At 62.6% G+C, this 11,811-nt stretch carries 9 protein-coding genes; 1 reads left to right on the top strand and 8 read right to left on the bottom strand.

Annotated features, from left to right (window positions below):
- Nucleotides 1-39: 39 nt before the first annotated feature.
- From D8W71_RS14020 to D8W71_RS14000, 5 genes are all read right to left on the bottom strand, one after another.
- Nucleotides 40-1,287, bottom strand: a complete 1,248-nt coding sequence (locus D8W71_RS14020; RefSeq protein ID WP_121114187.1) for a fatty acid desaturase family protein — start codon at nucleotides 1,285-1,287, stop codon at nucleotides 40-42.
- 84 nt (nucleotides 1,288-1,371) lie between these two features.
- Nucleotides 1,372-2,694, bottom strand: a complete 1,323-nt coding sequence (locus D8W71_RS14015; RefSeq protein WP_121114186.1) for a fatty acid desaturase family protein — start codon at nucleotides 2,692-2,694, stop codon at nucleotides 1,372-1,374.
- 164 nt (nucleotides 2,695-2,858) lie between these two features.
- Nucleotides 2,859-3,974 carry a ferredoxin reductase gene (locus tag D8W71_RS14010; RefSeq protein ID WP_121114185.1) on the bottom strand — a complete coding sequence of 372 codons (1,116 nt, stop codon included), beginning with the start codon at nucleotides 3,972-3,974 and terminating at the stop codon, nucleotides 2,859-2,861.
- A gap of 111 nt (nucleotides 3,975-4,085) precedes the next feature.
- Nucleotides 4,086-4,607: a DUF6912 family protein gene (locus D8W71_RS14005; protein ID WP_121114184.1), complete on the bottom strand. Its 522-nt coding sequence runs from the start codon at nucleotides 4,605-4,607 to the stop codon at nucleotides 4,086-4,088.
- Between the two features lie 7 nt (nucleotides 4,608-4,614).
- A complete protein-coding gene (locus D8W71_RS14000) occupies nucleotides 4,615-6,078 on the bottom strand; it encodes a WS/DGAT/MGAT family O-acyltransferase (protein ID WP_121119161.1) in 1,464 nt (487 codons plus the stop codon).
- Nucleotides 6,079-6,306: 228 nt separating this feature from the next.
- On the opposite strand from D8W71_RS14000, the gene D8W71_RS13995 reads away from it, so the two are divergent.
- Complete coding sequence (locus tag D8W71_RS13995) at nucleotides 6,307-6,900, top strand: Rv3235 family protein (RefSeq protein ID WP_121114183.1); 594 nt, start codon at nucleotides 6,307-6,309, stop codon at nucleotides 6,898-6,900.
- A gap of 46 nt (nucleotides 6,901-6,946) precedes the next feature.
- Here the strand turns inward: D8W71_RS13995 and secA are convergent, their stop codons facing one another.
- The 3 genes from secA to D8W71_RS13980 all read right to left on the bottom strand — a co-directional run bounded on the left by secA (nucleotide 6,947) and on the right by D8W71_RS13980 (nucleotide 11,751).
- Nucleotides 6,947-9,919, bottom strand: a complete 2,973-nt coding sequence (gene secA, locus D8W71_RS13990) for a preprotein translocase subunit SecA (RefSeq protein ID WP_121114182.1) — start codon at nucleotides 9,917-9,919, stop codon at nucleotides 6,947-6,949.
- Nucleotides 9,920-10,147: 228 nt separating this feature from the next.
- A complete protein-coding gene (gene hpf, locus D8W71_RS13985; protein WP_121114181.1) occupies nucleotides 10,148-10,816 on the bottom strand; it encodes a ribosome hibernation-promoting factor, HPF/YfiA family in 669 nt (222 codons plus the stop codon).
- Nucleotides 10,817-11,043: 227 nt separating this feature from the next.
- Nucleotides 11,044-11,751, bottom strand: coding sequence for a ComF family protein (locus tag D8W71_RS13980; protein ID WP_121114180.1), 708 nt, complete (start codon nucleotides 11,749-11,751; stop codon nucleotides 11,044-11,046).
- Between the last annotated feature and the right edge of the window lie 60 nt (nucleotides 11,752-11,811).

Genomic DNA, 11,811 nt, shown 5'->3' with positions numbered 1-11,811 from the left:
CGTCGACGACTACCAGGCGTAGTGGGTTCTTTCGTGCGGCTAGAGGACCTTCGCAACCAGTGCGCGGATCCCTGTCTTTCGCTTCGACTCGCGAAGGGCGGTACGAAGGCCGCGACGCTTGCCGGTCTCCGGGTCGATCGTCAGTAGACCGCGTTCGCCGTCGAACTTTTTCTCCGACGCAGTTTCCGGTGCGTCGTCGGCGGACGCTTTGAGGTACTTGTTCGGCAGTGACAGCTTGGCGATGGTTCGCCACGACAGCAGGTACTGCTTTCCGATCGAACCCGTGGTGTAAGGCAAGTCGTACTTTTCGGCCAGCTCGAGCACCCGAAACTTGATCTCCCGCAACCGATTACTCGGCAGGTCGGGGAACAGGTGATGCTCGATCTGATAGCACAGGTTGCCGCTCATGAACTCCATGACCGGGCCTGCGTTGAAGTTCGCGCTGCCGAGCATCTGGCGCAGGTACCACTGTCCCTGCGTCTCACCCTCCATGTCCGACTTGGTGAACTTCTCCGCGCCGTCCGGGAAGTGACCGCAGAAGATCACGGTGTTGGTCCACACGTTGCGAATCATGTTGGCCACGATGTTGGCCGTCAGAGTGCTCTTCCACGCCGGTCCGGTCAGCGCCGGATACATCACGTAGTCCTTGGCGATCTGCTTGCCGACCTTTTCGAGCACCTCGCGACGCTTCTGCTCGAATTCCGCGCGCGGGATGCGTCCCTTTGCGACCTTGCCGAGCTCCAAATGCTGCGCGGCGACGCCGTACTCGAAGAAAAGCTGAAGGAGCAGGTTGTACACGGGGTTGCCGATGTTGAACGGCTTCCACCGCTGGTCACGCGTGACGCGCAGTAGACCGTAGCCGACATCGTCGTCCATACCCAGCACGTTGGTGTACTTGTGGTGGATGTAGTTGTGGGTCTGCTTCCAGTGCGCGGACGGGCCCGTGTTGTCCCATTCCCACGACGTGGAATGGACCTCGGGATCGTTCATCCAATCCCACTGCCCGTGCATGACGTTGTGCCCGAGCTCCATGTTCTCGATGATCTTCGCGGCACCGAGCATGCCTGTACCGAGCAGCCACGCCGGGCGCTTGCGGCTCGCGAAAAGAACTGCACGCCCGCCGATTTCGAGTGACCGCTGCAGACGGATCGTGTTGCGGATGTAGCGCGCGTCGCGCTCACCCCGTGATGCTTCGATGTCTCGGCGGATGGCGTCGAGCTCGACGCCGAGCGCTTCCACGTCAGCGTCGGTCAGATGCGCGTATTCCTTGATATCCGAAATCGCCATGGGTTACGGCCCTCCAGGCAGTCGTCGGTGATGCAGCGAGTGCACGTTCACGTCCTACCGTACCGTAACTTACGGATGCGTAGGTTACGTCTGCGTAGGTGTGAGCGAGTTCACGCGATCTCGCCCGACCTGCTGCATCGCCTTCGCCTGGCGCTTGGCTTCCTTCTTGGCGTTGCCCAACGTCACGCGCGCTTCGGCGATCGCGGACCGCAGGCCGCGCCGCTTACCGGTAAGAGGATCTATTCGCAGCGCATGAACCACCGGCGCGTCGCCGGTGCGGAACCGGCGCTCGGAACTCGTCTCGGGTGCGTTGTCCGAGGTTGCCTTCAGCCAGCTGTCCGGGAACGACAGCTTGTGAATCGTTCGCAACGCGAGGAGGTACTGCTTGCCAAGCGATCCTGTGGTGTACGGCAGGTCGTACTTCTCGCACAGCGCATGCACCTTTTCCGAGATCTCCTGGTACCGATTGCTCGGGAGATCAGGGAACATGTGGTGCTCGATCTGGTAGCACAGATTCCCGCTCATGAAGGCCATGACCTTGCCCGCATCGAAATTCGCGCTGCCGAGCATCTGACGCAGGTACCACTCGGCACGCGTCTCGGTGTCGAACTGCCCCATCGTGAACTTCTCGGCGCCGTCGGGAAAATGCCCGCAGAAAATCACTGCGTACGCCCACAGGTTGCGCACCAAGTTGGCGGTGGCGTTCGCAGTGAGGGTGCTCTTCCACGATGGGCCGCTGAGGGCCGGGAACAGCACGAAATCCTTGCCGACCTGACGAGCGATCTTCCGAGCAAAGGCGCGGTTCGACGGCGACTGCCAGAACTTCTTCTGGTGCTCCCCGTCCAGTTCCTTCTGTGCGTCCAAGTCGTGAAGCGCAATGCCCCACTCGAACGTCGCAGCGAGCAGCACGTTCGCGAGAGGTTGAATCAGGTTGATCGGCTTCCATGGTTCGTCGCGCGTCATGCGCAAGATTCCGAAGCCGATGTCGTCGTCCATCCCGACGATGTTGGTGTAGGTGTGATGTGAGTAGTTGTGTGCGCGTTTCCACTGCTCGGATGGACCGGTCTGATCCCACTCCCACGACACCGAGTGAATTTCCGGGTCGTTCATCCAGTCCCACTGCCCGTGCATCACATTGTGGCCGAGCTCCATGTTCTCGATGATCTTCGCAACGCTCAGCAACGCGGTGCCCGCGAGCCACGCGGGCCGATACTTGCTGCCCAGCAGCACGACTCGTCCGCCGAGCTCGAGGCAGCGCTGAAGTTTGATTGTCCGCCTGATGTACGCGGCATCCTTCTCACCGCGGGAGTCCTCGATATCGCGACGTACCGCGTCGAGCTCCCGGCCGAAGGCTTCCATGTCTTCTTCGGTCAGATGAGCGAATTCCTTGATGTCCGTGATGGCCATCGTGGTCCTCCGAAAGTCGTGGGCGCCAGCCCTAATTACTTGTTCACGACAGTGCGCCGCGGGGTAAGGGCGCAATTGGGACAATGCTCCACTTGCCAAGGGTAGCCGAACTTACAGTGAAGTCCGTGTGTGCTCGTTCACGAACCGCGTGGTCTCGTAAGAAGCTACAACTCGAGAGTGCAGTCGCCCGCAGCAGCCGAGATGCACGTCTGAATCCGATCGCCCTCGCCGTGTTCCTTGCCGGATCGAAGATCGATGACGTGCCCGGCGGTCAACGGCACGACGCACGTCTGACAGATGCCCATACGGCAGCCGAACGGCATCTGTACGCCGATGCTCTCCCCCGCTTCGAGCAGGCTCGTTGCACCGTCGACATCCGCAGACCGATCCGATTTCGAGAACGTGACCTTTCCACCCTTGCCCGACGTGTCTGCCCGTGCGATCTCGAATCGCTCCAGATGGAGCTTGCCTTCGATGCCCTCGTGCTTCCATACTCGCTCGATTTCCTCGAGCAATCCGGCCGGACCGCATGCCCACGTCTCGCGTTCGCGCCAATCCGGATACAACTCGTCGAGCGACGCCAGCGCGAACTTTCCGTCCGATCGTGTCAGCTGGACATGTGAGGTGAACTGCGGATGAGTTTCGGCGAGCGCACCCAACTCGCCGCCGAACATGACCTCGTCCTCGGTCGGTGCGGAGTGGATGTGGACCGTGTCCGGCATGTCTCCGTGACGGTCGAGAGCACGCAGCATCGAGATGATCGGAGTGATTCCACTGCCGGCGGTCACGAACAGAATTTTCTCCGGCGGTGGCGTCGGGAGTGCGAAATTCCCCTTGGGCGCCGCCAGCCTGACGATCGTTCCCTGCGGCACGCCTCCGACGAGGTGGCTGGAGAGGAAGCCCTCCGGCATGGCCTTGACGGTGATGGAGATCAGCTTCTCGTCCCAGTTCGGAGCCGAGGTGAGCGAGTACGACCGCCAGTGCCATCGTCCGCCCAGATGAAGACCGATCCCGATGTACTGACCGGGCTGGTAATCGAAGTTGAAGCCCCACCCCGGCTGGATGACCAAAGTGACCGCCGTGGCGGTCTCGTTCTTGACGGTCACGACTCGTCCACGCAGTTCCCGTGCGGACCACAGCGGGTTCGCGAGATGCAGATAGTCGTCGGGAAGCAGCGGCGTGGTGATTCGCGTGATCGCTCCGCGCAGCATGTTGAGCTTCGGCCGCTTGGGTGCAGACACGCCGGCCGCAGGCGCCTCCAGCCACTTCTTCAAGTCCATCGGAAAGTTTCTACCCCTCGTTCGAGACACACCGATCGGTGGGTTGCAGCCACATCTGGCTGGCCCACCTTGCAGGTTACGCTACCGTAGGTTACCGAGGGGTCCGAGCGGTTACAGGAAGTCCAACAGAAACGGTAATTCCTGTGTCGCATACCAGGCAAGGCTGTGGTCCTCGGCGTCGCCGAGGACGAATTCGGCGTCAGGATCTCCCATGTCGGCGGCATCGATCACCTCCACTGCTTTCGCGACAGCAGTCTCGGCGCCCTCCAAATCGACATGTACCGACGCGACCTGGTCCAAGCGCAACGGATCGGCCAGCCGCACGACCGCGTCATCCAGATCGGGTCGCAACTTCGGATTCTCCACGTCGGCCGCGATGACGGCACGCCGGAACACGACGCTGCCGTCGACAATCCCGTCCTTCTCGTCGTCGAGACCCGCCGCAACGAGCCGGAGCGATGCGCGAGCCGCCTCTCCCAGTGCGACTTCCGCGAGTTCTTCGTCGTCCCCGGAGGAATACGCCTCGCGCAGGGTGGGCGTCACCGCGAACGCAGTGCGGCTCACTGGATGAAATTCGCCGTCCGCCACCAGCGTCCGCAGCATAGAAATCGTCGCCGGAACATAGACCCTCACGGATACCTCACACTCTCGAGTCGTTGCTGGCGTCGACCAACTCTTCGAGGGACTCGAACAGCAACGCGGTGATGACGTCCACATCCGGCATTGCGCCGCGGTCTGCGTTCAAGCCGAAACACACGAATCCGTCGTAGGACGTCAGACCGATACTGAGAGCTTGATTCTCGAACAGCGGCGACACGGGGAACATCTCCAACATACGTGCGCCGCCGACATAGAGCGGAAACTGTGGCCCCGGCGCGTTGGTGACGATCAAGTTGAACAAACGCTGCGAGAGTCGGCTCCCTGCGCGCGCACCCATCGCGTGCAGACTCGCGGGCGCGAATCCGGAGATCCGCATCAGCGTGTGCGCGGTGACGCCGGGTGACTGCTTCGCATGCGCCTCGGTGGCATGTGCGATGTGCGACAACCGCACCACCGCGTTGAGTTCTCCGACGGGAAGATCGATGAGAAACGACGAGATCTCGCTGCGAGGAGGCGCATCCTCCCTCGCCACATCGTGCTCACCCGTTATCCGATCGGTGTACTCGCCGAATCCGGCCCCGGAGTCCGAGACGTACACCGACATGGGCACCATTGCTCGCACCGTCGACGATGCGGTCACCGGTTCGCCCCTGGACAGAAGCCAATTACGAAGCGCCCCCGTGACAACGGCCAGGACCACGTCGTTGATCGAACAGTCGAAGCGAGTGTGGATCTTGCGATAGTCGGCCAGCTCGGTCTTCGCGACGGCGAAACGTCTGTTTCTCGAGATCGGCGCATTCAGCGGACTCGTGGGAGCCACCTGTGCGGCCGTTCGAACCGCGGAAAGGACCTTTCCGGCCGCACCCAAGACCCCACCTGCAGCGCCTGCAACTCCCGCTACTGCACCGCGCAACGCCTCGACGCCCTCACTCGGGGATGAGATCAGTTCGGTGATGGCATCGAATACGAGCGCCGACTCTTTCGGCTCGCGAGCGGGCATCCACAGTTCCTCGGCCATCGCGGGCGGATTCTTGCTCGCATCCAGAATGACCTGGCCGATCTCCAACGCGTTCTCTCCATCGACGAGAGCCGAGTGCGACTTGGTGAAGATCGCGAATCGATTCTTGCTCAGTCCCTCGACGAGGTACATCTCCCACAGTGGACGTGTTCGGTCCAGCGGTCTCGACGTCAACCGCGCAACGAGGTCGTGGAGTTGCTCGTCGGTGCCAGGCTTGGGCAGAGCAGACCGACGAATGTGGTAGGTGATGTCGAAATCACCGTCGTCGACCCACACCGGTCGCGCAAGACCCAAGGCGACCTCGCGAACCTTCTGTCGATACCTCGGCACGAGCACGAGTCGTCGTTCGACGAGTGACAGCAGCGCCTCGTAGCTGAAACCGCTGCGAGGTGTACGAAAGACGCCCAGCGAACCGAGATGCATGGGTGTGTTGCTGGCCTCGAGAAAGTAGAACGACGCGTCCTGCGTAGTCAACCTGTTCGCCATCGCGTGTACCGGTTCCCCGTTCTGCTCGTTACCGAAGGGTGCGAAGTGGACCAACAAGCCCCTGTGCAACACCGCCTCGGCCTAGAACCTAGACGAAGCAAAAGGCTACAGCCATTCGAACTCCGATCCGATGGAACCCACACGTGCCGCGCTCCGTCTGAATCGGTGACGGGACCTTTTCAACCGGCGATGCGGCCGTGAGGTCGGCGACGAGCACAGGGGCCAGAAGTGGACACACCAGACGAATCCGGCGCGCGCACCTTTCTCGTTCCCGCTCCCCCGTTCGAACCACCGATCGAAAGCGACTGCGTGCAACGCGCCCGAGCGTGCAGCCGACACGCACCGGCGCACGTACCACTCGGCGGTCCCGACCGTCGTCGGCGTCCGTTCCCGAGAAGTCTCGGTCCGCACCTCGACTCGACCGCGCCGGGCGCCGATCCCCGACAACGCTTCGCCGGTCACCAACCCGGCTCGACGGCTGAGCGACTCCTGTTGGCCGAGGCGCGGCGCGGCGCCGAACAGGCTGTCAAACTCCTGCTCGAAGTGCTCGACTGCCGCAGGCCCGCCGAACAGATGGAAGCACTGTTCGCCCCGTCCGTCGTCGAATCGGTCAAAACGATCGTCCGAACAAGGCCGCCGGGACTTCGGCTCGGAGCAGCCACCATGCGGCAAGTGCACATCACCAGATCCGCTCCGAACGCCGCCGAGATGTTCGGCACCTACACACGCGGATCACGCGTGTTCGCACTGGCTGCCCGGCTCGAGCACAAACAGGTGGCTCGACGCCCAAGCTGGACGGTGACCTCGCTCCGCGTGGTCTGACCTACGCCCGTCGGCGACGTCGACCAGCCCGAAACGTTGTCTCCTGTCAGCGCTTCTTCTTCGTGCGCGAGGACTTCGGACTCTTGGTCTGCGAGCGGGCAGCTTCGCGGCGCTCCCGTCGTGTCCCCTGCTGCGCGCCGTCGTTGCCGTCCGATCCAGCCGTCGATGCGCTGCTCGAGCGGCGAACAACCGTGCCGCCGTCCTCTGTCGGACCTGAGAACGTGAGCTTCTCTTCGGTCCGCTCGTCCAATCCCTTGGCGCGCAGCGCAGTCGGTACGGGAGCTGGGGCGGACGTTCCCTGAGCCGCTGCGGGCGTCGCCTGCGTGCCCTGCGGCGCCGCCTGCCGTGGCGCCGACTGCTGTGGGACCGACTGCTGCGGTGCCGACTGCTGTGGCGCCGCCTGCTGTGGGACCGGCTGCTGCGCGGTTCCGGATCTCACGGGCGAGGCCAAGCCGGGCGCTACCGCGAGTCCTGCTCCCACAGCTGGGCCCGTAGGAGCAGGAGTGGCCTCCACCTGCAGGTTGAACAGGAAACCGACAGATTCCTCTTTCAGACCCTCGAGCATTCCGCGGAACATGTCGTAGCCCTCGCGCTGGTACTCGACGAGCGGGTCGCGCTGCGCCATGGCACGGAGACCGATACCTTCCTTGAGGTAGTCCATCTCGTACAGGTGCTCACGCCACTTGCGGTCCAGCACCGACAGCAGAACCCTACGTTCGAGTTCGCGCATCCCGTTGTCACCGGCGATTTCCTCGATGCTCTTCTCACGCGTGGCGTAGGCCTCACGTGCGTCTGCGAGAAGGGCTTCGAGTAGCTCCTCGCGAGTCAGATCGCTCTTCTCACCGAATTCGTTCTCGTGCGAGAGTTCCTTGTGGTCGAGGCCGACCGGGTAGAGCGTCTTCAATGCCGTCCACAGCTGCTCGAGGTCCCAGTCCTCGACATATCCCTCCGCGGTGGCGCCGGTGACGTAGGCGGTGATCACATCGGTGATCATCCCTTCGACCTGGCCCTCCATGTCGGCGCCTTCGAGGATGCGGCGACGCTCCTCGTAGATGACCGTGCGCTGCTGGTTCATGACCTCGTCGTACTTCAGCACGTTCTTGCGAATCTCGAAGTTCTGCTGCTCGACCTGGGTCTGGGCACTCTTGATCGCCTTCGACACCATCTTCGCCTCGATGGGTACGTCGTCGGGGAGGTTCAACCTGGTCATGATCGACTCGAGCGCACCGCCGTTGAACCGACGCATCAACTCGTCGCCGAGAGAGAGGTAGAAGCGAGATTCGCCCGGGTCACCTTGACGGCCCGAGCGACCGCGCAGCTGATTGTCGATTCGGCGGGAGTCGTGACGCTCCGTGCCGAGAACGTACAGCCCACCCGCGTCACGCACGGTCTCGGCATCTGCCTTGACCTGTGCCTTCACGTCTTCGAGCGCGGAGTCCCACGCTGCCTGATATTCGTCGGGCGTCTCGACCGGATCGAGACCCTGCTTACGAAGCTGGAGATCGGTGATGATGTCCGGGTTCCCTCCGAGCACGACGTCGGTGCCACGACCGGCCATGTTGGTGGCAACAGTGACCGCGCCGTGGCGGCCTGCCTCGGCGACGATCGTCGCTTCCTGCTCGTGGAACTTGGCGTTCAGCACACTGTGGACGACTCCACGCTTGGTGAACTGCTTGGACAGGTATTCCGATCGCTCGACACTCGTCGTACCGATCAGCACAGGCTGGCCCTTGCTGTGCCGCTCGACGACGTCGGCGACGACAGCGTCGAACTTCGCTTCTTCGGTCTTGTAGATGAGGTCGCCGTTGTCCACGCGCACCATCGGGCGGTTGGTCGGGATGGGGATGACGCCCAAACCGTAGGTCTGGTGCAGTTCGGCCGCCTCGGTCTGAGCCGTACCGGTCATGCCGGACAGTTTGTCGTACAGGCGGAAGTAGTTCTGCAGCGTGATCGTGGCGAGAGTCTGGTTCTCGGCCTTGATCTCCACCTTCTCCTTGGCCTCGATGGCCTGGTGCATACCTTCGTTGTAGCGCCGGCCGACGAGGATACGACCGGTGAATTCGTCGACGATGATCACCTCACCGTCTCGGACGATGTAGTCCTTGTCCTTGGTGTAGAGCTCTTTGGCCTTGATCGCATTGTTGAGGTAGTTCACCAGCGGCGAGTTGGCGGCTTCGTAGAGATTGTCGATGCCCAGCTGATCCTCGACCAGTTCGACGCCTGCCTCGTGCACACCGACCGTGCGCTTCTTGATGTCGACCTCGTAGTGGACATCGACCTTGAGCAGCGGCGCGATGCGAGCGAACTCTCCATACCACTTGGACGATGCATCCGCGGGCCCCGAGATGATCAACGGCGTGCGCGCCTCATCGATCAGAATGGAGTCGACCTCGTCGACGACTGCGAACTTGTGACCACGCTGCACGAGATCGTCCAGAGAATGCGTCATGTTGTCGCGCAGGTAGTCGAAGCCGAACTCGTTGTTGGTTCCGTAGGTGATGTCGGCTGCGTACGCAACGCGCCGCTCGGCCGGTGTCATCCCTGCGAGGATCACGTCGGTCTTCAGACCGAGGAAGCGGTGTACGCGGCCCATCCACTCGGAGTCACGCTTGGCGAGGTAGTCGTTGGTCGTCACCACGTGCACACCTTCGCCTGCCAGCGCATTGAGGTATGCGGGCAGAACACAGGTCAGCGTTTTGCCTTCGCCGGTCTTCATCTCGGCGACGTTGCCGAAGTGAAGCGCGGCACCACCCATCAGCTGGACGTCGAAGGGCTTCTGCGACAGCACGCGCCACGCGGCTTCACGGGCCACCGCAAACGCCTCCGGCAGAAGCTCGTCCAGCGACTCGCCACCTGCGTACCGAGACTTGAACTCGTCGGTCTTGGCTCTGAGAGCGTCGTCGGACAGGCCCTCGACGTCCGGAGACAGGGTGGACACATGGTCGGCGATGTTCTTCAGTCGCTTGACCATGCGACCTTCACCGACTCGGAGCAGCTTGGAAAACGACAGCGAAGGCACGGGCTTTCTCGTCCTCGATCCTCGGTTACGAAAATATGGTTGGGCGGTGGGCAGCACAGCAGTCGGCCGGAGTGCGATCGAACGACACCGATGGCATCGTCCGGACCAGACCCGACGCGTCCATGGTAGGCGTTGGGAGGAAATGCGTAGCAGCCCCACCGCACCGGAGCGGGCCCGGCCTGGTGTTCACCAGGTCGGGCCCGCTGCATCGAATCGATTGCTTCTACGTCAGGTGAGCCTGATCAACCCGTAGTCGAAGGCGTGTCGTCGGTAGACGACCGACGGCCGGTCGGTGGCAGCGTCGTGGAAGAGGAAGAAATCGTGACCGACCAATTCCATCTCGTTCAGGGCGTCGTCGACACTCATCGGAGCTGCCGAGTGCACCTTGGTTCGGACGATCTGCCCCGGGCCGGCGGGTTCGTCCTCGAACGAGTCCAATTTGAGGTCGGGATCGATCGCAAGCGAGTCGTCCTCGGCGAGTTCGGCGGTGGCTTCGGCCACAGACACCGGTGTCTTCTCGCCGTAGTGGACCTTGCGACGGTCCTTGGTCCGACGAAGTCTGCTCTCCAGCTTGGATGTCACGGACTCCAATGCTGCGTAGAAGCTGTCGGCACAGGCTTCGGCACGAACCACCGGCCCTTTACCCTTGGCCGTGATCTCTACTCGCTGACATGCCTTGGCTTGTCGGCGATTTCGTTCGTGCTGCAGTTCGACGTCGAACAGGTAGATCGAGGAATCGAATCGTTCGAGCCTGGCGAGTTTCTCGGATACGTATATCCGGAAATGGTCTGGGATTTCGACGTTGCGGCCTTTGACCACTACGTCGGCATGGGTCTTGGTGGACTCGTCCGAAGGCTTCTCGTCGAAGAAAACCGAAGCTTGTGAAGGGGTCGTCACGCGTACCTCCCGATATCGGCCGCGCCGCCGGTGCGACGTGGCAAGTGCTCATGCCGAGTGGGGAACCAATCGGCATCAGAATCAGCCGCATCACCTCCGCGAACGTCGCTAGGCCCCTGCCGCAATTTCCTCACCACAAGGTCGTGAAATCGACGTTAGTCGGTCATCCGCTCGTGTGCCACCGTTCACCCTAAATTCGCTGCGCGTGGCGTGAGGCATGCACGCGTTCACACCGCTGCGACAACGAGAATTCCGTCGACACGAATGCCGTATTCGTTGAGTACACAGACTGATTCGTTGGCCGTGGCACCGGTGGTGAGCACGTCGTCGATCAGAAGTACTGTCCGCATCCCAGGCTCGGCCACCGGCTCGGCTCTACGGCCGCGCCGCGACCGGGACGGGCGGACAAGATGGATGCGCCCTGCAACGTTCTCTGCGCGCGCCGCAGCACTCAAACCGACCGAGTCCACCGCTCGGCTGCCCATCCGCAGCAATGGGGGAACGCACACGCGCTCGTTCGATTCGAGCATCGCCGCGGCGGCATCGGCGACACGTCGGACGGGATCTCCTCCTCGACTACGCGCAGCGCGTCGACGCGTCGGTGCAGGAATCAGAACGAGCTGAGCCAGCTCCGGCGGGTCGACGTGCCCGAAGATCCGCAGTGCCCCGATCGCCTCGGCCACAGCACTCCCTAGAGGCACTGCCAGATCGTGTCGATTCCGCTCCTTCAAAGCCAGCACCGCACCCCGGCGCGGACCCGAGTACGGGCCGAGAGCCCAGCATGGGACCCCCGGGTCGACGCGAGGACGCACCTGTACCGGCTCACGACGAAGGTCTTCCTCGCACCGGCCGCACCACGACGAATCGATGGCGTCACAGCCACCACACTCTCGCGGGAGCGCGAGATCCAACAAAGACGCCATTAGTCCGACCATGCACGGCAGTGTCGCAGCGGGCACCGACACGAAGTCGCGAACAGACCCGAGACGAAAGTC

Source organism: Rhodococcus sp. P1Y (assembly GCF_003641205.1).
GTDB lineage: Bacteria > Actinomycetota > Actinomycetes > Mycobacteriales > Mycobacteriaceae > Rhodococcoides.
The sequence above is the reverse complement of the archived record's forward strand: the minus strand, read 5'-3'. Positions and strand labels throughout refer to the sequence as shown.

Excerpts from the sequence above, each read along its gene's own strand:
- D8W71_RS14020 (WP_121114187.1), bottom strand. The coding sequence starts at position 1,287 with ATGGCGATTTCGGATATCAAGGAATACGCGCATCTGACCGACGCTGAC.
- D8W71_RS14015 (WP_121114186.1), bottom strand. The coding sequence starts at position 2,694 with ATGGCCATCACGGACATCAAGGAATTCGCTCATCTGACCGAAGAAGAC.
- D8W71_RS14010 (WP_121114185.1), bottom strand. The coding sequence starts at position 3,974 with ATGGACTTGAAGAAGTGGCTGGAGGCGCCTGCGGCCGGCGTGTCTGCA.
- D8W71_RS14000 (WP_121119161.1), bottom strand. The coding sequence starts at position 6,078 with ATGGCGAACAGGTTGACTACGCAGGACGCGTCGTTCTACTTTCTCGAG.
- D8W71_RS13980 (WP_121114180.1), bottom strand. The coding sequence starts at position 11,751 with ATGGTCGGACTAATGGCGTCTTTGTTGGATCTCGCGCTCCCGCGAGAG.